Origin of the sequence: Streptomyces sp. yr375, from assembly GCF_900110755.1 — a bacterium.
Classification (GTDB): Bacteria; Actinomycetota; Actinomycetes; order Streptomycetales; family Streptomycetaceae; genus Streptomyces.
This window is the reverse complement of record NZ_FOFF01000038.1, coordinates 67,231-88,683: the sequence shown is the minus strand read 5'-3', so window position 1 is coordinate 88,683 and position 21,453 is coordinate 67,231. Positions and strand designations below refer to the sequence as shown.

Here is a 21,453-nt window from a genome sequence, read left to right as displayed (position 1 = left end):
AGCCTCTACCTCTGGGCCACCCGAGACGAGCCCTGCTGGACCACGGTCGCCCACCTCGCCAACCAAGGCATCCTGGTAGCCCCCGGCGACTTCTACGGCACGGCAGGCGAAACCTTCGTACGCGTGGCCCTGACGGCGACGGACGAACGGGTAAGAGCAGCGGCAGAACGCCTGTCGTAGCGGCTGGCGCTGCCGCTGCCGCTGCCGCTGCCGCTGCCGCTGCCGCTGGCGCTGCCGCTGCCGCTGCCGCTGGCGCTGCCGCTGCCGCTGCCGCTGGCGCTGCCGCTGCCGCTGCCGCTGGCGCTGCCGCTGGCGCTGCCGCTCCCGCTGGCGCTGGCGCTGGCGCTGCCGCCACCGCTGCCGCTCCCGCCACCGCTGCCGCTGCCGCTGCCGCTGGCGCTGGCGCTGCCGCCACCGCCACCGCTGCCGCCACCGCTGCCGCTGCCGCTCCCGCCACCGCTGTGGGCAGTCGTTCCGCAGGGCGGAACGGGTGGGCACAGCCGGCAGCGCCGGGCGCGGTGGGATCGGCCTTGGACCCTGGCGACCTGGTCTGACAGCGGCACGCAAAAGGAGACGGGGTCCAGGGGAATGCCCTGGACCCCGTCTCGCCTCACCGGCTTGTGCCGGGCGGGTCAGCCGAGGGGGAGGCTCTTCACCGGGAGGGTGTCCGCGCCGGGCAGGCCACCCTTGGTGAGCGAGTCCGTCGGCAGCCCACCCTTCGTGGCGGTCGACGCGGTGTTCCCGAGGAGGCCCCCGGCGGAGCCCGCCACATCGCCGGCCGCCTTCTGCGCCACCGGCGTCGCCGTCTTCACGGCCTTGCCGCCGGCCTTGCCCGCGGTCGGCACCGCCTGCTCGACCGTCTTGCCGCCGGTCTCACCCGCGAGCCCGGTGACGTGCTGCGTCGCGCCGTCGACCGTGGTGCCGACGCTCGCCGTGTCCAGCGCGGTCAGACCGCCGAGGTTCGGAGTGGCGGGAAGGCTGGGGGCAGCGCTGGCGGAGCCGGCCGCACCGACCCCGGCGGCCGCTCCTGCAGCGACGAGCAGCGCGGCACGGGCGATCCGGCGGGTCAGGGGGAGGGACATGATGCTCCTTCGACGGGAGAGAACAAAGACGCCGTGACTACCGCTCGAAGGCCATGAAGGTTGCGGACGCCCAACGTAAAGAGTTCGCAATGCGTCGCATTATCGGCTGTGGATAAAAACGGGCAAAAACCGCCCGATGTGAAAGTCCGGCAAACCCCCGGAGCCCTTTTCCCCCAAGGGATTCGCCGGACACGAGGGTGAAGGCGCGAAAACCTGAGCACCCGGCCGCCCGAACGCCCCGCACATGACCCGCCCGAGTGACTCCCCGTACTCCTGCACGGTGCCGACCCGGCGATCCGTGCGGACGCACTACGGCGCGGTCACGATCCGCACGCTGTCGGCGGCGCCGCCCGCCCCCGCCGTCCCGGCCGCCTCCGTGCTGGTCGAACCGGTCGACCGCCACTGGCTGTCGGTGTTCCCGGCGACCCACTCCCGGCCCGCGTACGAGACCCGCTCGATGCGCAGCGCCGACGCGTTGGCCACCGCCCAGTGCGCCAGTTGCCACCCGCACTCGCTGACACTGCGCCCACCGGCGATGGTGTCCTTCGACACCGGCAGCGTCACGGTCCGCCCGTCCGTCTCGGTGACGGGAGTGTCGGTCGCCGACGTCTTCTCGGCGCCGGCCTCCGTATCCGCATCCGCCTCCCGGAGCGCGTCGCGCCCGAAGTCCCGGGCCAGTGCCGCCCGTACCGCGTCCGGGCCGGTGGCCGTCACGGCGCGTGCGCGGCCGTCGCAGGTCAGCGTGGCCGCCGACGTCCCGGTCAGCGCGGCGGCCAGCACCACGGCGTCCGGCTCGTGCTTGGCGTACGCCTCCGGGTAGCCGCTGCGCTGCACGCGCTGCGCGGCGACGGTCAGCGGGAGTTCGGTGTAGTCGCGCACCTTGGCGAGATGCTTGTAGAAGATGCTCGCCGCGTACGCCGGGTCCGTGACCTGCGCCTCGGTGCCCCAGCCCTGCGAGGGCCGCTGCTGGAACAGGCCGAGCGAGTCCCGGTCGCCGTGGGTGAGGTTGCGCAGCCCCGACTCCTGGAGGGCGGTCGCCAGCGCGATGGCCACGGCGCGCTCGGGCATCGCCCGGTCGGTGCCGACGGCGGCGATCGTGGCCGCGTTCACCGCCTGCTCCGGCGTGAACTCGTACGTCGCCCCGCCCGCCCCGCCTGCGCCGCCCGCGCCCCGCGAAACGACTCTGCAGCCCGGATCCCCCGTGCCGCCGGTGACGTACTGCACCACGACATAACCCGCGACGGCGGACAGCACCACGCAGGCCGCCCCGAAACGGAGCAGGCGGCCGCGGCGCTTGGGAGAAGGAGAAGGTGACGGCTCTGGCACGCGTACAACGTACTGGAGATTACCGAGTAGTAGGAGGGGTACGTGAGGTGTGTGTGAAGAGACGGGTAAGAGCGGCGCGGACGACTGGCGCGTTAGGGTCGACGGCATGGCCGACACCCCCCTTGACCTCACGCAGGACGCCGCGATCCTCACCGCGAAGCTCGTCGACTTCCCCTCCGAGAGCGGCACCGAGAAGCCCCTCGCGGACGCCATCGAGACCGCCCTGCGCGCGCTGCCCCACCTGACGGTGGACCGCCACGGCAACAACGTGATCGCCCGCACGAACCTGGGCCACGCCGAGCGCGTGGTCCTCGCCGGGCACATCGACACGGTCCCGATCGCCGACAACGTCCCCTCGAAGCTGGACGAGGACGGGGTCCTGTGGGGCTGCGGCACCTGCGACATGAAGGCGGGCGTCGCGGTGCAGTTGCGCATCGCCGCCACCGTCCCGGCCCCCAACCGCGACCTGACGTTCGTCTTCTACGACAACGAGGAGGTCGCCGCCGACCTCAACGGCCTCAAGCACGTCGCCGAGGCCCACCCGGACTGGCTGGCCGGCGACTTCGCGGTGCTCCTCGAACCCTCCGACGGCCAGGTGGAGGGCGGCTGCCAGGGCACCCTGCGGGTGCTGCTGAAGACCAAGGGCGAGCGGGCCCACTCGGCGCGCAGTTGGCTCGGCTCCAACGCGATCCACGCCGCCGCCCCGATCCTCGCCGCGCTCGCCGCGTACGAGCCGCGCTACCCGGTCATCGACGGCCTGGAGTACCGCGAGGGCCTCAACGCGGTCGGCATCACCGGCGGAGTGGCCGGCAACGTCATCCCCGACGAGTGCGTCGTCACCGTCAACTTCCGCTACGCGCCGGACCGCAGCGAGGCCGAGGCCGTCGCGCACGTCCGCGAGGTCTTCGCCGACTGCGGGGTCGCGGAGTTCGTGGTCGACGACCACAGCCCCGCCGCCCTGCCCGGACTCTCCCACCCGGCCGCCGCGGCCTTCATCGACGCGGTCGGCGGCACCCCGATGCCCAAGTACGGCTGGACGGACGTCAGCCGCTTCTCCTCCCTCGGCGTCCCCGCCGTCAACTACGGCCCCGGCAACCCGCACTTGGCGCACAAGCGGGACGAACGCGTGGAGACGGCCAAGATCCTGGCCGGCGAGGAACGCCTGCGGGCGTGGCTGACGGCCTGACGGCCGGAAAGCGTCCTGCCGCCGCCGACGGCGGTTCATGGCGGACACGCCGACGTCCCCCGCCCGTAACCCGTGTGGATCTACGCTGAGACGGAACAACCGCAAATGGAGGGAGCTCACATGGCTACCGGCAACCCCGAGGGCAAGCAGCAGCCGCCGGAGGAACAGCGCCTGGGACCGGTCCTCCGCAGGCGAAGCCAGGTCACGGCGAGCACGACCGACCAGCGCCTGCTGGACGCGGGCGGCCCGTCGGACTGGGTCCACACCGACCCCTGGCGGGTGCTCCGCATCCAGTCGGAGTTCATCGAAGGCTTCGGCACCCTCGCCGAACTCCCCCCGGCGATCAGCGTGTTCGGCTCCGCCCGCACCAAGGTGGACTCCCCGGAGTACAAGGCGGGCGTCCGGCTGGGCAGCGCCCTCGTCGAGGCCGGCTGGGCCGTGATCACGGGCGGCGGCCCGGGCGCGATGGAAGCGGCCAACAAGGGCGCGTGCGAGGCGGGCGGCATCTCCGTCGGCCTCGGCATCGAGCTCCCCTTCGAGCAGGGTCTCAACGAGTACGTCGACATCGGCCTGAACTTCCGCTACTTCTTCGTACGGAAGATGATGTTCGTCAAGTACGCGCAGGGCTTCGTGGTCCTGCCCGGCGGCCTCGGCACCCTCGACGAACTCTTCGAGGCCCTCACCCTCGTCCAGACCCAGAAGGTCACCCGCTTCCCGATCGTCCTCTTCGGGAGCGAGTACTGGGGAGGCCTGGTCGACTGGCTGAAGAACACCCTGATCGCCCAGGGCAAGGCGTCGGAGAAGGACCTCCTCCTCTTCCACGTCACGGACGACGTGGAGGAGGCAGTGGCCCTGGTCTCCAAGGAGGCGGGCCGCTAAGGCCGCTAGGACGGTTGGGGCGGCTTGCCGCGCTTCGAACGCCGGTCGGGTGCCTGTGCTTCAGCCCGTCCGGCGTTTGAGGACGAGGCCCTTAAGGGCCGAAGCGGGGGCCTGGGGGCGGCAGCCCCCAGCAGCAGTGACGGCGGCGCGCCCTACGCCAGCCCGCGCCGGGCGACGGCCGGAGGCCGGTGCCCGGCGATGGACGCGACCATGTCCAACACCTGCCGCGTCTCCGCCACTTCATGCACCCGGTACACCTGGGCCCCCAGCCACGCCGACACGGCCGTCGTCGCCAGCGTCCCCACCACCCGCTCCTTCAGCGGCCGGTCCAGCGTCTCCCCGACGAAGTCCTTGTTGGACAGGGACACCAGCACCGGCCACCCCGTCTCCACCATCTCCCCGAGCCGCCGCGTCGCCTCCAGGCTGTGCCGGGTGTTCTTCCCGAAGTCGTGCCCCGGATCGATCATGATCGACTCCCGTGGCACCCCCAGCCCCGCCGCCCGCTCCGCCAGACCCACGGTCACTCGCAGAATGTCGGCCATGACGTCGTCGTACGTCACCCGGTGCGGACGCGTCCGAGGCTCCGCGCCCCCCGCGTGCGTGCACACCAGCCCCACCCCGAACCGCGCCGCGACCTCGGCCAGCCGCGGATCCACGCCGCCCCACGCGTCGTTCAGCAGATCCGCGCCCGCCTCGCAGACCGCCTCCCCGACCTCGGCCCGCCAGGTGTCCACGCTGATGACCACGTCCGGGAAACGCCGCCGCACCTCGGCCACGAACCCGACCGTCCGCCGCGCCTCCTCCGCCGCCGTCACCTCGTCACCGGGACCGGCCTTCACCCCGCCGATGTCGATGATGGCAGCACCCTCTGACACCGCCTGCTCCACGCGTGCGAGGGCGGGCTCGTCGCGGAAGGTCGCCCCCTGGTCGTAGAAGGAGTCCGGGGTCCGGTTCACGATGGCCATGATCACCGGCTCGTGCGCGCCGAATTCCCGTCCGCCCAGCCTGAGCATCCCCTGTGACCTCTCTTCGTACGTCCCGCACATCCACCGCCTGCGACCCTAACCGTCACACCCGCATGGCACGATCGGACCCACACACATCCACTCCGAGCACCGAGTGTGGGGACCCACCGATGGTTATGTTCTTGTTCCTGGTCATCGCGCTCGCCGTCGTGGTCGCCGCGGTCACCCTCGCCGTGGTGGGCGGCGGCGAGGGCACCGGCCCGCTGCCGGAGGTGGCCCCCGAGCGGCTGCACGACCCGCTGCCCCCCGACCGCCCCGTCGACCGCTCCGACATCGACGACCTCCGCTTCCCGCTGGCCGTCCGCGGCTACCGCATGGCGGACGTGGACGACGCCCTGAACCGCGTCGCCGCCGAACTCGCCGAGCGCGACGCCCGCATCGCCGACCTGGAGTCCGCCCTCGCCGGCGCGCAGCCCCCGACCGGCTCCCAGGCCTCCCACGTCTCCTTCGAGAAGCCCGCCCCGGAGGACCACCAGTGAGCGACGGCACGGCCCTCGCGGGCGAGGACGGCGCGCTGCGCTGCCCCTGGGCCCTGTCCACGCCGGACTACGTGACGTACCACGACGAGGAGTGGGGCCGCCCGGTCCACGGCGACGACGCGCTGTTCGAACGCCTCAGCCTGGAGGCCTTCCAGTCCGGCCTGTCCTGGATCACGATCCTGCGCCGCCGCGCCACCTTCCGCACCGCCTTCGCCGGCTTCGACATCGCCTCGGTCGCCGCCTTCACCGACGAGGACCGCGAACGCCTCCTCGCCGACCCCGGCATCATCCGCAACCGAGCCAAGGTCGACGCCACCCTCGCCAACGCCCGCGTCCTGGCCGACTGGCCGGCCGGCGACCTGGACACCCTGATCTGGTCCCACGCCCCCGACCCGACCACCCGCCCGACCCCGAAAACCCTCGCGGACGTCCCGGCGGTCACGGACGAGTCGACGGCCCTGTCGAAGGCCCTCAAAAAACGGGGCCTCCGCTTCGTCGGCCCCACGACGGCATACGCACTGATGCAGGCATGCGGCTTGGTCAACGACCACCTGGAGATGTGCGTCAGTCGTATCAGCCCGTCCGGCGTTTGAGGACGAGGCCCCTTAAGGGCCGAAGCGGGGGTCTGGGGGCGGCAGCCCCCAGCATCAGCCGACGGTCACCGCCCGAGATACTTCGGCTTCTCCTTGTTGACGAAGGCCTGGACGGCGATCCCGTGGTCCTCGGACGCCCCCGCCCGAGCCTGCAACTCGTCCTCCTTCTCCAACGTCTCGGAGAGCGAGTGCGAGAACCCGAAAGCCACGGCCTCCTTGATCGCCGCGTAGGCGACCGTCGGCCCGGAGGCCAACGCCCGAGCCACCTTCTCGGCCTCGCCGCGCAGCGCCCCCGCGGGGACGACCCGGTTGGCGATACCCCACTCGTACGCCTCCTGAGCCGTGATGCTGCGCGGGAAGAGCAGCAGGTCAGCGGCCCGCCCGGGACCGATCACCCGCGGCAGGGTCCACGAGACGCCGGAGTCGGCGGTGAGCGCGACCCCCGCGAACGACGTGTTGAAGGACGCCGTGTCGGCCACGACACGGAAATCCGCGGCCAGCGCGAACCCGAAGCCGGCGCCCGCAGCGACCCCGTTCACGGCGGCGACCACCGGCTTCGGAGCCTCGGTCAGCGCCCGCACGATCGGGTTGTAGTGCTCCTTGACCGTGCTCATGACCTTCGCCGAGCCCTCGGCCAGCAGCCCGATGTGCTCCTTGAGGTCCTGCCCCACGCAGAACGCCCGCTCACCGGCTGCCGTCAGCAGCACGGCCCGTACGGCGTCGTCGGTCGTCGCGGACTGGACCGCCTCCCGGAGGGCGACCTTGGTCGCGACGTCCAGCGCGTTCATCGCCTCGGGGCGGTTCAGCGTGATCGTCGCGAGCCCGTCGCTCACCTCGTAGAGCACGGTGTCGGCCATGGCGTATCCCCTCCGTGTCGCGGCTCGGACGTACTACTGGTCAGTACGCCCGATGTACGAGGACAGCATGGCGGAGATCGCCGTACCCGGAGCGCACCCGACGTGTGACCTGCGTCAAAGAATTCGGGAGGGTTTACGGCGCGTGGAAGTCCGTGCGGGCGCGCAGTATCGCAGTCACATCGCCGAATTGAGTGGTTTTGCTCGCGCGCGTTGCGCAAGCGATGCCGTCTGATGTTGGTCATCGGGTCCTGAGATGCGGGATAATGGCTGGGAAGCAATGTGTTCGATGCCGGTGTCGCGTGTCCCACGCTGGATCGCGGCTGCCCTCCACGGGCCGTCGGCTTTGGCGATGAGCTGGTTTCAGGAAGGGGAACGAGCATGGCGGCCATGAAGCCGCGAACGGGTGATGGCCCGCTCGAGGTGACCAAGGAGGGGCGGGGCATCGTCATGCGCGTTCCGCTCGAAGGCGGCGGTCGACTCGTCGTGGAACTGACCCCTGACGAGGCCGACGCACTCGGCGACGCCCTCAAGAAGGTCGTCGGCTGACGCGCAAGCGACCCCACTTTTTCGATCGCTCCGGCACCCGCGAGGATGCCGGAGCGATCGTTTTGTCACGTCCCCCGGGGTTTAGCGAGGCCGCCTAGCCCGAAAGGCCCAAGGGCCGCCCGCAGGCTCAGGACGCAGTCAGGACACAGCCAGGACACAGCCAGGACGCAGTCAGGGCGTACTCAGCGCTTGACCGCGCACAGCAGCCCGTCGCCGACCGGCAGCAGCGACGGCACCAGATCCTGGCTCTCGCGCACCGCCCGCAGCAGCTCCCGGATCCTTATGACCTCCGTGGGCTGCGGTCCGGAGTCGACCGTGCGGCCGTTGGCGAAGACGCCCTCGAAGACGACCAGGCCACCCGGCCGCAGCAGGCGCAACGATTCGGCGAGGTACTCCAGCAGTTCCAGCCGGTCGCCGTCGCAGAAGACGAGGTCGTAGCCGACGTCCGCGAGGCGGGGCAGGACGTCGAGCGCGCGGCCCGGGATGAACCGGGCCCGGTTGCTGGCGAAGCCGCAGGCGCGGAAGGCCTGCCGGGCGAACTGCTGGTGCTCCGGCTCGGGGTCGACGGTCGTCAGGACGCCGTCCGGGCGCATCCCGTGCAGCAGGTGGATCCCGGAGACACCGGTTCCGGTACCGATCTCCGCGACGGCCTTCGCGTCCACGGTCGCGGCGAGCATCCGCAGCGCGGCGCCCGTGCTCGGCGACACCGAGCGCAGCCCTGCCTCGCGGGCCCGGTCACGGGCCCAGTGCAGCGCTTCGTCCTCGGCGGCATAGGCGTCGGCGAACGCCCAGCTTGCCTGCCGGTTGCCGGTAATGACCCTCTCCTGTCCCCGTGGTTGCCTCGCGTGACTGTATCCGTTGCCGCCGGGAACCCGCAGATGGGACCGTGCGTTTGAAGGGGTGGGAACGACGACGGGGGGACACAGTTGGATCACGACGAGGGACCGGGTGTCGAGCAAGTGCTGACGCAGCCGCATGAGCCGTGGCAGCACAGATCAATTTCTCGTAAAACCGCTTATCCGGAGCTAACGGGCGAGGTGGCTATGGTAGGGGCTCCACTGGACACCACCAGAGCCGACAGGGGAGGTGCGGCCGCGCCTGTGGATCGGGGAGGAGTGCTGCGGCGCTTTCTCGGGTCGGCGGGCAGGCCGAAATCCGTGAACGACACCGCTGCTGACCACCGCCACACCGTCGGCTTCACCGCCGGTCAGGGCCAGACCGCGACTTTCACCACCGACGCGGACGGGCAGGCGTGGACTCCGCCCACGTGGGAGGAGATCGTCAGCATGCACAGCGGCCGGGTCTACCGGCTCGCCTACCGTCTGACCGGCAACCAGCACGACGCCGAGGATCTCACCCAGGAGGTCTTCGTCCGCGTCTTCCGCTCCCTGTCCACGTACACGCCGGGCACCTTCGAGGGCTGGCTGCACCGCATCACGACCAACCTCTTCCTGGACATGGTCCGCCGCAAGCAGCGCATCCGCTTCGACGCGCTGGGCGACGACGCGGCAGAGCGGCTGCCCAGCAAGGAGCCCACCCCGCAACAGGCCTTCAACGACGCCCACTTCGACGCGGACGTCCAGCAGGCGCTGGACACCCTCGCGCCCGAGTTCCGCGCCGCCGTCGTCCTCTGCGACATCGAGGGCCTCTCCTACGAGGAGATCGCCGCGACCCTGGGCGTCAAGCTGGGCACGGTCCGCTCGCGTATCCACCGCGGCCGTTCGCAACTGCGCAAGGCCCTCGCGCACCGCGCGCCCGAGGCCCGCGCCGGGCGCCGTTCGTTCGTGGCCCGTGTTCCCGCTCTGGGAGGAGGGGGCGCGACCGCGTGAGTGGATCCCGGAACAACGCAACCGAGCGGCTCCTCGCGGAGCAGCACCTCGGAGACCGGCTCTCCGCCCTGGTGGACGGCGAGCTCGGACACGACACCCGCGAGCGGGTACTGGCCCATCTCGCGACCTGCCCGAAGTGCAAGACAGAGGTCGACGCGCAACGCCGGCTGAAGAACGTCTTCGCGGAAGTCGCCCCACCGGCCCCCTCCGAAAGCTTCCTGGCCCGCCTTCAGGGGCTGCCCGGAGGCGACCCGGACGGCGGCGGCCCGCCGCTGGGCGGTAGCGGCGGTGGCGGTGGCGGCGGGTTCGCCGACGGGGTCTTCGGAGTCTTCGGAGGGATCGGAGGGAGAGGCGCGCGGCGGGACGAGCCGTTCGAGTTCCGCTATGTACCGGCCCGCGACCACGGCTCCGTCCTGCCACCGTCTCCGGGCCCAGATTCCGACCGCGGCTTTCGGATCCAACCCGTCGGGCGTGGCGGCGACCGCCACCATGACGCCGACCGGTCGCGGAGCATGCGGTTCGCGTTCGTCGCCGCCGGCGCGGTGTCGCTGGCCGCGATCGCCCTGGGCGGCATGACCTCCGTCGCCCCGATCGACACGACCGCCGACGGCCGCAGCGGCTCGGGCAACGGGAGCAACGTGACACCGGCCCGCACCCCGGGCACCGGCTCCGCGGCGACGTCGGAGAACCAGCGGCGTCGTGCCGTGGGCCCCCTGTTCTCCCAGGGCGGCCAACTCGGCGACACCGCGGCGGCCCCGACCGAGGTCTCCGCACCGCTGCTGCCCGGCATGCCCTCCACGGGCGACGACGGCCGGGTCGAACAGGCCCTGCACCGCCTCGCCGGCCCGATGGTGGCCGGCGCCGCCGCGATGTCCCCGCTGATACGTCCGCTCGGCATGACCTCGCCGATCACCCTGACCGCGTGGAGCACGCCACCCGAGATCACCGGTCTCGGCCTGCTCGCCGCACCCGCCCCCGACACCACCTCCGCTCCCACCCCCTCCACCTCCCCTTCCTCCCAGCGCACCCGCTGACCCGGGCCCCGCGCCACTCCGCCGCGAACCTGGTTGAATCCGTGATGGACCGCGCCCTGCCAGGCAGCGGGGCGCGAAGGCGGAGTTCGCCGGGCCGGGGCTGGGGGCGCGCGCTCCCGGTCCGGTGCCCCGGCGGGGGCGAGTGGGGAGAACATGGACGAGGGGAAGCCCACGAGGGCGAAGTGGTGGAGCCGGCCTCGACCGCAGGCATCCGCAGGGCAACAGGCCTCCACGGATGAGGGCGACTTCGAACTGGCCCAGCCGGCGGCGAGCACGCAGGACGGAACGGCACCCGCCGATCCCGCAGGGGAGTCTCCGTCCGCCTCGGCCGAGCCGACGAACACGGCAACGCTGTCCGACACCGGCGACACGGGCGCTGACGCCCAAGCCCACGTCCACGTCCACAGCGGCGACGGCGACGGCGACTATGAGCTGAGGCGTCCGGCCGGTGAGGCGGTTTCCGCAGCCGACCCGGTGGCGTTCGGCCCGGTTGGTCAAGCCGACTCGGTCCCCTCCGCCCAGGAGGCCCCCGAGTTGGCGTCACCGGTTGCCGACTCGCGGCCCAAGCCTCTGCATGACCCCGACCCCTACAGCACCCCGCCGTATGGCGAACCGGGGCCCTGGGCACCCGCCCCGCCCGTCCAGCACCCGGCGGTCGCGCACGCAGCGCTTCCCGCCCACACCGACGCCGTGCCTGTCCCGGCCCCGGTCCCTGTCCCGGTCCCCGAACCGTCTTCCGTCCACGCCGACGCCGTACCGCCCCTCGGCCCCCCATCCGCACCTGCACCCGCAGCCGAACCCACCTCCACCCCCACCCCCGGCTCCAGCCCCTGGCAGCGTTATGACCCCTGGTCTGCCACGCCCTTTGGTGGAGCGGCTCTGGGCGGAACGCCCGTTGGCGGGGGTGGGCGGCGGTGGTCGCGGGTGGTTGGGGGTGCGTTGGTTGTCGCGGTGGTGTCCGGTGGGTTCGGTGGGGCTGTGGGGGCGTATCTGGAGCGCAACGGTGGGATCAACGGGGTGCGGTTGCCGCAGGCAGCCGCCGAGCCGACCGGGCGGGCCGCCGACAGTGTGGCCGGGATCGCCGCGCGGGCCCTGCCCAGCGTCGTCACCCTGCATGTCAGCGGCAGCGAGGAGTCCGGCACCGGCACCGGCTTCGTACTCGACTCGCTCGGCTACATCCTCACCAACAACCACGTCGTCGAGCCCGCCGGAAGCAACGGCGAGATATCCGTCGTCTTCAACGGCGGCCAGACCGCCAAGGCCGAGGTCGTCGGCCGGGACAGCGGCTACGACCTCGCCGTGGTGCGGGTGACCGGGGTCAAGGGCCTGAAGCCGCTCTACCTCGGCAACTCCGACAACGTGCAGGTCGGCGACCCGGTCGTCGCCATCGGCGCCCCCTTCGACCTGGAGGGCACCGTCACCTCCGGCATCATCAGCGCCAAGGAACGGCCCATCACCGCCGGAGGCGAGAGCGGGGACGGCAGCGACGTGTCGTACGTCGACGCCCTCCAGACCGACGCGCCGATCAACCCCGGCAACTCCGGCGGACCCCTCCTCGACACGCAGGGCCATGTCATCGGCATCAACTCGGCCATCCGCTCCGCCGCCGACGGCACCGACTCCGGCACCGCCCAGGCCGGCTCGATCGGCCTCGGGTTCGCCATCCCGATCAACCAGGGCAAGCGCGTCGCCGAGGAACTGATCAACACCGGGAAGGCGACCCACCCGGTCATCGGCATCACCCTCGACCTGAACTACGCGGGCGACGGCGCCCGGGTCGGCACCGGCGGCGCCGACGGAAGCACCCCGGTCACCGCGGGCGGCCCCGGCGACCGGGCCGGCATCCGCGCCGGGGACGTCATCACGCAGGTCGACGGCCAGCGCGTGCACTCCGGCGAGGAACTGATCGTCAAGACCCGCGCCCACCGCCCCGGCGACCGCCTGGAACTGACCGTCGAACGCGGCGGCACGGCACGCACGCTCACCCTGGTCCTCGGCTCGTCCGGCGGCTGAGCCGGGGCGAGCGCCCTCAGCCCGCTCCCAACGATTGACAGAAACGTCACAGGTCAGACCCCGAGACCCGGTCCCACTAGGCAAACAACACGGAAAACCGGTGGCGTACACGTAGGCGGACGGCTCGGGACGGTACCGGTCGGACAGGTGCGACAGGTACCGTGGACCGGGCCGGGACCGCGGAAGACCCGAGCTCGGCCACTGAGGGTCGAGGAACCGAGGACCGCGGACATCGCGAGGAGCTTCAGGTGTTCAATGACATAGGGCCGCTCGAGCTGGTGACGCTCGCCGTCCTGGCCGTGCTCGTCTTCGGTCCGGACAAGCTCCCCAAGGTCATCCAGGACGTGATGCGCACCGTCCGGAAGATCCGTGAGTTCTCGGAGAGCGCCAAGGCGGACATCCGCAGCGAACTGGGCCCGGATTTCAAGGACTTCGAGTTCGAGGACCTCAACCCCAAAGCCTTCCTCCGCAAGCAGTTGGACAACGACGAGCTGGGGCTGCGGGAGATCCGCAACGGCTTCGACCTGAAGAAGGAGATGGCCGAGGTCACGGACGCGGTCCACAGCCGCGACACGGACACCGCCATCGCGTCTTCGAACCCGTCCGGCGGCGGTCGTATCGACATGACCAAGAAGCCCGAGGAGCCGGTCAAGGACGACCGTCCGGCCTTCGACGCGGACGCCACCTGAGCCACCCGCGCACCCCCGGTGTGAGGGGGCGCACGTCCCACGCGCCGGGAGGTTTCCCGGCAGCCCGGGGCGGGGTGGCTATGCTGCCTGGTTGTTGTGCGGAGCGGACGAGTACGCCCGAAGGGGGGCGGGCCGGTCGCTCCGTCGAGAACGAGGAGGCGTCCGGGCACATGGAGACGACGAGTCAAGCAGTCGCGCAGACGCCGGCCGCGGAGGACGGACAACAGGTCCCCTCCGCCCGCCGTACCGTCGACGGCTACCTGGAGGCACCCTTCCCCTGGTACGGCCTCGACGAGGCCTTCACGGGGCCGCGCTGGCTGATGCAGGTGGGCACGGCGGCCGACGGGGCCGTGGAGCACGGTTCCATCGGACACGGTGACGAGCCCTCCGTACGGCACGAGACGGCCGGTGAGGACCGCGGCAAGTTCGCGGTCGTCGTGACCGTCGCCGCGAACCCCGTGCGGCGCAGCGCGGACGGCACGGGTCTGCTGGAGGCCACCTCGGTGTCCTCGGCGGCCTGGCTCGCGGGCGTCGGGCTGCTGTCCTTCACCTGGCCGGGCCAGATGGACCACAGCCTGCGCGACGACTGGCTGGACCAGCAGACCGAGACGGCGTGGGTCCTCGCCGACGACCTCGCGGGCGCGGACTGGTCGACGCTGTCCCTCCCCGTCGACGGCGTGCCGACCCCCTTCCACTACCGGGAGTCCGAGTTCGGCTGGGTCCTGGCCGGCTCCACCGAGCAAGGGGTGCACCTGGGGGCGTACGGGAGGGGCATGAGCGCGTACGGGCTCGGCTTCTGCGTCGTCAAGGACGTCGCCGAGTACGCGTAGCCACGACTGCGCCCGGCAACGACTGCGCCAGCAACGACGAAGGGTGCCCTCGCGACGGAGGGCACCCCATGGTCGTACGCCGGAAAACGCTAGAGAACGCCGGAAACGCTAGAACTTGTTCCTGGGTGTGATCCCCAGCGACAGGCCCGACAGGCCGCGCTGTCGGCCGCCCAGCTTGCCCGCGATCGCGCGCAGGGCCGCGCCCGCCGGGGAGTCCGGGTCGCTCAGCACGACCGGCTTGCCCTCGTCGCCGCCCTCGCGCAGCCGGACGTCGATCGGGATGGAGCCGAGGACGGGGACCGACGCGCCCGTCCTACGGGTCAGGCCGTCGGCCACGCTCTGGCCGCCGCCCGTGCCGAACACGTCGACCATCTCGTCGCAGTGCGGGCAGGGCAGGCCGGCCATGTTCTCGACCACGCCGACGATCTTCTGGTGGGTCTGCACGGCGATCGAGCCCGCCCGCTCGGCGACCTCGGCCGCCGCCTGCTGAGGCGTCGTCACGACGAGGATCTCCGCGTTCGGGACGAGCTGCGCGACCGAGATCGCGATGTCGCCCGTGCCCGGGGGCAGGTCCAGCAGGAGCACGTCCAGATCGCCCCAGTAGACGTCCGCCAGGAACTGCTGGAGCGCGCGGTGCAGCATCGGGCCGCGCCACACGACCGGGTCGTTGCCCGGAGTGAACATGCCGATGGAGATGACCTTCACGCCGTGCGCCGACGGCGGCATGATCATGTTCTCGACCTGGGTCGGATGGCCGTCCGCGCCCAGCATGCGCGGCACGCTGTGGCCGTAGATGTCGGCGTCGACCACGCCCACCTTCAGACCGTCGGCCGCCATCGCCGCCGCCAGGTTCACCGTCACCGACGACTTGCCGACGCCGCCCTTGCCGGACGCGATCGCGTACACGCGGGTGAGGGAGCCGGGCTTGGCGAAGGGGACCTCGCGCTCGGTCTGGCCACCGCGCAGGGCGGTCGCGAGTTCCTTGCGCTGTTCGTCGCTCATCACGTCGAGCGTCACGTCGACGCTGGTCACGCCGTCGACCGCGGCAACCGCGTCGGTCACCCGCTGCGTGATGGTCTCGCGCATCGGGCAGCCGGAGACCGTCAGGTACACGGCGACCGCGACCGCCCCGTCCGCGCCGATCTCCACCGACTTCACCATCCCCAGTTCGGTGATGGGGCGGTTGATCTCGGGGTCGTTCACCGTCGCCAGTGCTTCACGCACCGCGTCTTCGCTAGCCATAACCACGATGGTACGGCGACCGGCGGGGCCGCCGGTAAGCCCGTCACCGGTCGTCTACGTCACGCCCCCGCGACCGTTCCGCCGGGAATACGGCGGGTTCGCGATGGCCGTTGCCCCGCTCCTCCAGTTCCTTGACCATGTCCTGGAGCTCCGAGCGGATCCAGTCCCGGGTGGCGACCTCGCCCAGGCCGATGCGCAGCGCGGCGATCTCCCTGGTCAGGTACTCGGTGTCGGCGATCGACCGCTCGTTCTGCTTGCGGTCCTGCTCCAGGTTGACCCGGTCGCGGTCGTCCTGCCTGTTCTGCGCGAGCAGGATCAGCGGGGCCGCGTAGGAGGCCTGGAGGGACAGCATCAAGGTCAGGAAGATGAAGGGGTAGTGGTCGAAGCGCAGGTCAGTGGGCGCGAAGATGTTCCACAGGACCCAGACGATGATGACGATCGTCATCCAGACGATGAACCGCCCGGTGCCCAGGAACCGCGCGATGCGCTCCGACAGCCGCCCGAAGGCCTCCGGGTCGTACTCGGGCAGCAGCCGACGCCGGGGCGTCCGCGGCTGGTCCAGCCGGGCCCGGTGACGACTGGACGCCGTGGCGCCGCTGGGCGTGCGCTCGCCGCGCCCGCTCTCCCGCTCAGGAGCCATGCGGAACCACCCCCTCACCCGCGACGCCGGTCCCGTGCTCGGTCCCGCCTTCGGTACTGCCTTCGTCGAGGTGGAACTCCGTCTCGCGCCAGTCCTCCGGGAGCATGTGGTCCAGGACGTCGTCCACGGTCACCGCGCCCAGCAGCGAACCCGCCTCGTTGACGACGGGCGCCGCGACCATGTCGTACGTCGCGAAGAACCCGGCGACGACCGGCAGCGCCGCGTCCGGCGCGAGGGTCTGGAGGCTCTCGTCGAGGATCGAGCTGACCAGCGTGTACGGCGGGTCGCGCAGCAGGCGCTGGAAGTGGACCGTGCCGAGGTACTTGCCGGTCGGCGTCTCGTCCGGCGGGCGGCAGACGTAGACCTGGGCGGCGAGGGCGGGGGAGAGGTCGGGGTTGCGCACGCGGGCGAGGGCGTCGGCGACGGTCGCGTCCGGGCGCAGGATGATCGGCTCGGTGGTCATCAGGCCGCCCGCCGTGTGCTCCTCGTACGCCAGCAGACGCCGCATGTCGGCCGCGTCGGCGGGCTCCATCAGGCTCAGCAGCCGCTCCTGGTCGTTCTCGGGCAGCTCGGAGAGCAGGTCGGCCGCGTCGTCGGGGTCCATGGCCTCCAGGACGTCCGCGGCGCGCTCCTCCTTCAACTTGCCGAGGATCTCGATCTGGTCGTCCTCCGGCAGCTCCTCGAGGACGTCGGCGAGGCGGTCGTCGTCGAGGGCGGCGGCGACCTCGGCCCGCCGCTTCGGCGACAGGTGGTGCAGCACGTTGGCGAGGTCGGCCGGGCGCAACTGCTCGAAGGTGGCGAGGAGGCTCTCCGCCCCCTGCCCGTGCTCCTCCAGCGAGAACCCGGTGACGGCCGACCACCCCACCGTCAGCGTCTCGCCCTTGGCCCGCCGGAACGCGCCGCCCTTCCTGCCCTTGCGGACGAAGACCCGGTCGATCTCCCAGTCCCGGCGGGCCGGCAACTGACGCAGCGACACATCGAGGACGGTGACCTCCTCTCCCAGCTCTCCCGGCTCGCCCAGCTCGCCCGGCTCCCCGGGTTCTCCCGGCCCTCCGGGCTTCCCCGGCCCGACGAGGTTGACGCGCCGGTCCAGGAGCTCGCCGAAGACGAGCCGCTCGGTGGGCCGCTGTTCGAAGCGCCGGACGTTGACCACGCCGGTGGTGATGACCTGGCCGGACTCGATGCCGGTCACCCGGGTCATCGGCAGGAAGATCCGCCGCCGCGTGGACAGTTCGACGACCAGCCCGAGCACGCGCGGCGGCCGCCGCCCGACCCGCAGCACGACGACCAGATCGCGGACCCGCCCCACCTGCTCGCCGTTCGGATCGAAGACGGGCACGGCGGCGAGGTGCGAGACGAAGATCCGCGGGTTGCCCGATGCCATGACCGCGCCTTTCTCCTTAACCGTTTTTGTAGCTGTTTCCGTAGCTGCTTCTGTAGCCGTTTCCGTGGCTGTTTCCGTATGGTCCGCTCGGGTCGGATTGCCCGCTCGTGCGGGCTTCAGGCTAGCCCGTCCCGATCGGATACGCCCTGGTGGGCGGTCCGGACGGTCCGGCTCCGCTCGCGGCCCGCGACCCCGGTACGCTGCCGTACGCCGCTCGGCACACCCCCGCAGAAAGGCAGCGTTCTCTGTGACTGCGATTACCCAGGGCCGTACTCGCAAGGCCGCGCTCCTGAGCGCGATGTGCGCACTGGTCGTGGGCCTGGGGGCGACAGGGTGCAGCGAGGACCCGGACGCCGGCACGAACGGCGTGGGCAAGCTGCCCGCCAAGGAGATCCAGACGAAGGCGCGGACGGCCGCCGGCGGTGTGGACGCGGTGCGGCTGTCGGGGAGCGTGGTCACCAGCGGGAAGACGTACACGCTCGACATGCGGCTGAAGGCGGGCGGCGGCACCGGGTCGGTGACCGCGGAGGGGGCCACCTTCCACGTCCTGCGGATCGGCGAGGAGTTGTATCTGAAGGCCGACGCGGCGTTCTGGAACCACGAGGACGGCAAGTCCGGTGACGGCGGCTCGGGCACCGACTCCGACACGGCGGCGGCCGAAAAGCTCCAGGGCAAGTACGTGAAGGTGCCGACGGGCGACCCCTCGTACAAGAAGTTCAGCGGTTTCACGGACAAGGACCTCCTCCTCGACGGTCTTCTGGAGCTGCACGGCTCGCTGGGCACGGACGGCCATCACGAGCAGTCCGGCGTGCGCACGATCCGCATCGCAGGTGACGGCGGCTCCGGTGGCACGCTGGACGTGTCCCTGGAGGGCAAGCCGTACCCCCTGCGCCTGGAACGGGGCGGCGGGGCCGGGACACTGAGCTTCTCCGCCTGGGGCCAGGACTTCGCCCTGAAGAAACCCGCCAAGGACGACACGGTGGACTACGGCAAGCAACTGCCGACGTCCTGACCGGCTCCTTACGTAACCGGCTACTTGGGTTTGCGGCGCTTCAGCAGCAGTTTCGGCAGGCCCGCCGGGGCCGGTTCCCGGGTGGTGGCGGGCGACGGCACCGGCCGCGCCGCCAGATCCCCGTCGGGCAGGGGCAGTACGCCCCCGGTGGGCTCCAGCCGGAGTACGCGGCACTCGCGTGCCCAACGCCCGGTCATCGCCTCGCCGTCGGGAGCGTTCAGCCGCTTGCCCTTCAGCTCTGCGACGGCCGCCTCCCACGCTTCGGAACCGGATGCCAGCTCCACGACCGTCGCCGTCCAGGAGACCAGCCGGCCGCCCTTGTCCTTGCTGCGGACGGTGACCTCGGCCGAGCCGCCGTGGACGAGCCCTGGCAGCGGCTGCTCACCGGGACCGTCGCCGATCAGGCAGGCCGCGCCCTCGTGCCACACGTGCCACAGCGCACGCGCGGCCGGTTCGCCGGCGCCCCGCACCCAGACGAGGCCGGACTTCTTGGTGGCCTCCTCGACGAGGGCCCGGTCGAGAAGGGCCTGGTCGAGGGGGGCCTTTCCGGGCAGCTCGCTTGTCATGACGCCAGCCTAGCCAGGGCCCGCCCGACGCCCCTCACAGCCAGCCGTTGCGCTTCAGCGTGCGGTGGATGCCCACACACAGCGCGACCATGGCCGTCATGACGACGGGATAGCCGAACTTCCAGTGCAGTTCCGGCATGTAGTCGAAGTTCATGCCGTACACCCCGCACACCATCGTCGGCACGGCGATGATGGCCGCCCAGGACGTGATCTTGCGCATGTCCTCGTTCTGCGCGACGGACGCCTGCGCGAGGTTGGCCTGAAGGATCGAGTTGAGCAGTTCGTCGAAGCCGATGACCTGCTCCTGGACCCGGGCGAGGTGGTCGGCGACGTCCCGGAAGTACTTCTGGATATCGGGGTCGACCAGCCGCATCGGCCGCTCGCTCAGCAACTGCATCGGCCGCAGCAGCGGCGACACCGCGCGCTTGAACTCCAGTACCTCACGCTTGAGTTGGTAGATCCGGCCGGCGTCCGTACCGCGCGGGGAGCCCTTGCGTCCCGGCGAGAACACCTCCGTCTCGACCTCGTCGATGTCGTCCTGCACGGCGTCGGCGACCGCGACATAGCCGTCGACGACATGGTCGGCGATCGCGTGCAGCACCGCCGAGGGGCCCTTGTCGAGCAGCTCGGGGTCGTCCTGGAGGCGGTGGCGCAGCGCGCGCAGCGAGCCCTGGCCGCCGTGCCGGACGGTGATGAAGAAGTCCTTGCCGGTGAAGCACATGACCTCACCGGTCTCGACGACCTCGCTGTTGGCCGTGAGCCGGTCGTGCTCGACGTAGTGGATGGTCTTGAAGACGGTGAAGAGGGAGTCGTCGTAGCGCTCCAGCTTGGGCCGCTGGTGCGCCTGCACGGCGTCCTCCACGGCCAGCGGGTGCAGCCCGAACTCGCTGGCGATACCGGCGAATTCGGCTTCGGTCGGCTCGTGCAGACCGATCCACACGAAGCCGCCGTCGCGCCGCACCTGGCGCATGGCCTCGTGCGGGGTGGGCGGCGTCGTGAACGGGACGCGGGTGCCGTCGCGGTAGACGGCGCAGTCGACGACGGCCGACGGGGTGCCGGGGTCGCGGGTGGTGTCGTAGGCGCCGCTGTCCAGGCGCACGCTCTTGCGCAGGGAGGGGCGGGACGGGCGGACCACGGCGCGCAGGTCGCGGATCATCGACATGGCAGGGCTCCTTCGCATCGGGCGACGAAGGCCGCTGCGACGGGTGGAACTACCCGGAATGAGGACGTCCTGAGTACGGATGTTTGGCACGTCCACAAAGCGGGGAGCACCGCTCCGTCGCGGTGGCGAGTTTCGTCGCTGACTCAGCTACTGGTTCAGCTACTGCAAGTTCAGAGAAAACGAAACGAAGTGCTCTTCCGCGTGAGGACGCGATCGGGAAAGGCGGCGATCAGCCGAAAGTTCGGAGAAGCTGCGTCAACGGCCGGAAGAGCGAGTGGTACTGCACGGGTGACTTCGATCCATGACAGCCCCACCTCCTCCAGCCGGTCCCTCGTAAGGGAGTCTCGTCTGCGTCGAGGCAAGATCGCGACGCTTCTGCGTGCTGCCCCGAACGACCGTGCCAGAGTATCAGCCGGTCGAAGTGTCAAGGCGCTGCTTTGCCCCGCGGTGACGAGTTCTATGCTCGCCGCATGGCTGATGTTCTTCCTCTGGTCGAGGCCCGTCTGCGCAGCGCGCTGGGCGAGCCGGACGCCCGCGCGGCGGTCACGTTCCTCGGTACGGACCGTGTCGAGGTGCTGCGTTTCCATGAGGGCGACGTCGTCCGTTACGCCACGCTCGGCATGTCCGCGCAGCCGATGAGCGACCCCACGGCGATGCTCGCGGACCCGGTCGAGGGCCCGCGCGCCGAGCTGGTCCTGTCGGTGCGCCCCGGCACCGCCGACACGGACAAGGTGCTCCGTCCGCTTGCCGTGCTCGCCGCGTCTCCGCAGGTCGAGGGTGTGGTCGTGGCCCCCGGCGCCTCGCTGGACGTCGGCGAGCCGCTGTGGCCCGGCGCTCCCTTCACGTCGGTCCTGGTCGCCGAGCCGGGCGGTCTGGTCGAGGACCTCGGCCTCGACGCGCCCCTCGACCCGGTCCGCTTCCTGCCGCTGCTGCCCATGACCCCGAACGAGGCCGCCTGGAAACGCGTCCACGGCGCTCAGGCCCTCCAGGAGCGCTGGCTGACGAACGGGACGGATCTGCGGGACCCGTCCCGGCGGTCCGTACCGCTCGACTGAGCCGCCGGGTGACCCATGTCACCA

22 protein-coding genes and 1 pseudogene are annotated in these 21,453 nt (G+C 71.3%); 13 read left to right on the top strand and 10 right to left on the bottom strand.

Annotated elements, in window-relative coordinates; translation table 11 throughout:
- Positions 1 to 180, top strand: a pseudogene (locus BMZ82_RS29165) (succinyldiaminopimelate transaminase); the annotation flags it as partial.
- 452 nt (positions 181 to 632) lie between these two features.
- Here BMZ82_RS29165 and BMZ82_RS29155 read toward each other — a convergent pair.
- Positions 633 to 1,082, bottom strand: coding sequence for an ATP-binding protein (locus BMZ82_RS29155; RefSeq protein ID WP_093780388.1), 450 nt, complete (start codon positions 1,080 to 1,082; stop codon positions 633 to 635).
- A 309-nt stretch (positions 1,083 to 1,391) separates the two neighbouring features.
- The gene (locus tag BMZ82_RS29150) at positions 1,392 to 2,408 is read right to left on the bottom strand and encodes a heavy metal transporter (protein ID WP_256252166.1); all 1,017 of its coding nucleotides are present in this window, start codon (positions 2,406 to 2,408) and stop codon (positions 1,392 to 1,394) included.
- Between the two features lie 106 nt (positions 2,409 to 2,514).
- Here BMZ82_RS29150 and dapE point away from each other — a divergent pair, with 106 nt between their 5' ends.
- Both dapE and BMZ82_RS29140 read left to right on the top strand, forming a co-directional pair.
- Positions 2,515 to 3,594 (top strand): succinyl-diaminopimelate desuccinylase, encoded by a 1,080-nt coding sequence (dapE, locus tag BMZ82_RS29145; protein WP_093780386.1) that lies wholly within the window; start codon positions 2,515 to 2,517, stop codon positions 3,592 to 3,594.
- 120 nt (positions 3,595 to 3,714) lie between these two features.
- Complete coding sequence (locus tag BMZ82_RS29140) at positions 3,715 to 4,473, top strand: LOG family protein (RefSeq protein ID WP_093780385.1); 759 nt, start codon at positions 3,715 to 3,717, stop codon at positions 4,471 to 4,473.
- 152 nt (positions 4,474 to 4,625) lie between these two features.
- Here BMZ82_RS29140 and folP read toward each other — a convergent pair whose 3' ends face one another.
- A complete protein-coding gene (folP, locus tag BMZ82_RS29135; protein ID WP_093780384.1) occupies positions 4,626 to 5,486 on the bottom strand; it encodes a dihydropteroate synthase in 861 nt (286 codons plus the stop codon).
- A gap of 128 nt (positions 5,487 to 5,614) precedes the next feature.
- Here folP and BMZ82_RS29130 point away from each other — a divergent pair, with 128 nt between their 5' ends.
- Positions 5,615 to 5,977 (top strand): DivIVA domain-containing protein, encoded by a 363-nt coding sequence (locus tag BMZ82_RS29130; protein WP_093780383.1) that lies wholly within the window; start codon positions 5,615 to 5,617, stop codon positions 5,975 to 5,977.
- Positions 5,974 to 6,570, top strand: coding sequence for a DNA-3-methyladenine glycosylase I (locus BMZ82_RS29125; RefSeq protein WP_093780382.1), 597 nt, complete (start codon positions 5,974 to 5,976; stop codon positions 6,568 to 6,570). Before BMZ82_RS29130 ends, BMZ82_RS29125 begins: the two co-directional genes overlap by 4 nt.
- A 65-nt stretch (positions 6,571 to 6,635) precedes the next feature.
- On the opposite strand, the gene BMZ82_RS29120 is transcribed toward BMZ82_RS29125, so the two are convergent.
- Positions 6,636 to 7,427 carry a 2-cyclohexenylcarbonyl CoA isomerase gene (locus BMZ82_RS29120; RefSeq protein ID WP_093780381.1) on the bottom strand — a complete coding sequence of 264 codons (792 nt, stop codon included), beginning with the start codon at positions 7,425 to 7,427 and terminating at the stop codon, positions 6,636 to 6,638.
- Between the two features lie 378 nt (positions 7,428 to 7,805).
- Here BMZ82_RS29120 and BMZ82_RS29115 point away from each other — a divergent pair, with 378 nt between their 5' ends.
- The gene (locus BMZ82_RS29115) at positions 7,806 to 7,973 is read left to right on the top strand and encodes a DUF3117 domain-containing protein (RefSeq protein WP_003966491.1); all 168 of its coding nucleotides are present in this window, start codon (positions 7,806 to 7,808) and stop codon (positions 7,971 to 7,973) included.
- Between the two features lie 182 nt (positions 7,974 to 8,155).
- On the opposite strand, the gene BMZ82_RS29110 is transcribed toward BMZ82_RS29115, so the two are convergent.
- A complete protein-coding gene (locus BMZ82_RS29110; protein WP_371271319.1) occupies positions 8,156 to 8,908 on the bottom strand; it encodes an O-methyltransferase in 753 nt (250 codons plus the stop codon).
- A 180-nt stretch (positions 8,909 to 9,088) separates the two neighbouring features.
- Between BMZ82_RS29110 and sigE the strand changes: the two genes are divergently transcribed.
- From sigE to BMZ82_RS29085, 5 genes are all read left to right on the top strand, one after another.
- Positions 9,089 to 9,802, top strand: coding sequence for an RNA polymerase sigma factor SigE (sigE, locus tag BMZ82_RS29105; RefSeq protein ID WP_093780380.1), 714 nt, complete (start codon positions 9,089 to 9,091; stop codon positions 9,800 to 9,802).
- Positions 9,799 to 10,836: an anti-sigma factor family protein gene (locus BMZ82_RS29100; RefSeq protein WP_093780379.1), complete on the top strand. Its 1,038-nt coding sequence runs from the start codon at positions 9,799 to 9,801 to the stop codon at positions 10,834 to 10,836. The genes sigE and BMZ82_RS29100 overlap by 4 nt, the downstream gene beginning before the upstream one ends.
- Positions 10,837 to 10,989: 153 nt before the next feature.
- Positions 10,990 to 12,849, top strand: a complete 1,860-nt coding sequence (locus tag BMZ82_RS29095) for a S1C family serine protease (protein ID WP_093780378.1) — start codon at positions 10,990 to 10,992, stop codon at positions 12,847 to 12,849.
- A gap of 248 nt (positions 12,850 to 13,097) precedes the next feature.
- Positions 13,098 to 13,538: a sec-independent translocase gene (locus BMZ82_RS29090; protein ID WP_093780377.1), complete on the top strand. Its 441-nt coding sequence runs from the start codon at positions 13,098 to 13,100 to the stop codon at positions 13,536 to 13,538.
- 170 nt (positions 13,539 to 13,708) lie between these two features.
- Positions 13,709 to 14,368: a hypothetical protein gene (locus BMZ82_RS29085; protein ID WP_093780376.1), complete on the top strand. Its 660-nt coding sequence runs from the start codon at positions 13,709 to 13,711 to the stop codon at positions 14,366 to 14,368.
- Between the two features lie 108 nt (positions 14,369 to 14,476).
- Here the strand turns inward: BMZ82_RS29085 and BMZ82_RS29080 are convergent, their stop codons facing one another.
- The 3 genes from BMZ82_RS29080 to BMZ82_RS29070 are packed head-to-tail and all read right to left on the bottom strand — an operon-like array spanning position 14,477 to position 17,634.
- Positions 14,477 to 15,610, bottom strand: a complete 1,134-nt coding sequence (locus BMZ82_RS29080) for an Mrp/NBP35 family ATP-binding protein (protein ID WP_093780375.1) — start codon at positions 15,608 to 15,610, stop codon at positions 14,477 to 14,479.
- A gap of 43 nt (positions 15,611 to 15,653) precedes the next feature.
- A complete protein-coding gene (locus BMZ82_RS29075; RefSeq protein WP_093780374.1) occupies positions 15,654 to 16,250 on the bottom strand; it encodes a DUF1003 domain-containing protein in 597 nt (198 codons plus the stop codon).
- Positions 16,240 to 17,634, bottom strand: coding sequence for a magnesium transporter MgtE N-terminal domain-containing protein (locus BMZ82_RS29070; protein ID WP_093780373.1), 1,395 nt, complete (start codon positions 17,632 to 17,634; stop codon positions 16,240 to 16,242). The genes BMZ82_RS29075 and BMZ82_RS29070 overlap by 11 nt, the downstream gene beginning before the upstream one ends.
- 247 nt (positions 17,635 to 17,881) lie before the next feature.
- Here BMZ82_RS29070 and BMZ82_RS29065 point away from each other — a divergent pair, with 247 nt between their 5' ends.
- On the top strand, positions 17,882 to 18,646 hold the full coding sequence (locus tag BMZ82_RS29065; protein ID WP_093780372.1) for a hypothetical protein: 765 nt from the start codon (positions 17,882 to 17,884) through the stop codon (positions 18,644 to 18,646).
- A 20-nt stretch (positions 18,647 to 18,666) separates the two neighbouring features.
- Here BMZ82_RS29065 and BMZ82_RS29060 read toward each other — a convergent pair whose 3' ends face one another.
- Together BMZ82_RS29060 and BMZ82_RS29055 are read right to left on the bottom strand one after the other, a co-directional pair.
- Positions 18,667 to 19,212 carry a hypothetical protein gene (locus BMZ82_RS29060; protein ID WP_093780371.1) on the bottom strand — a complete coding sequence of 182 codons (546 nt, stop codon included), beginning with the start codon at positions 19,210 to 19,212 and terminating at the stop codon, positions 18,667 to 18,669.
- A gap of 34 nt (positions 19,213 to 19,246) precedes the next feature.
- Positions 19,247 to 20,374 (bottom strand): magnesium and cobalt transport protein CorA, encoded by a 1,128-nt coding sequence (locus BMZ82_RS29055; protein WP_093780370.1) that lies wholly within the window; start codon positions 20,372 to 20,374, stop codon positions 19,247 to 19,249.
- 470 nt (positions 20,375 to 20,844) lie between these two features.
- Between BMZ82_RS29055 and BMZ82_RS29050 the strand changes: the two genes are divergently transcribed.
- Positions 20,845 to 21,429, top strand: a complete 585-nt coding sequence (locus tag BMZ82_RS29050; protein ID WP_093780369.1) for a suppressor of fused domain protein — start codon at positions 20,845 to 20,847, stop codon at positions 21,427 to 21,429.
- Positions 21,430 to 21,453: the final 24 nt, after the last annotated feature.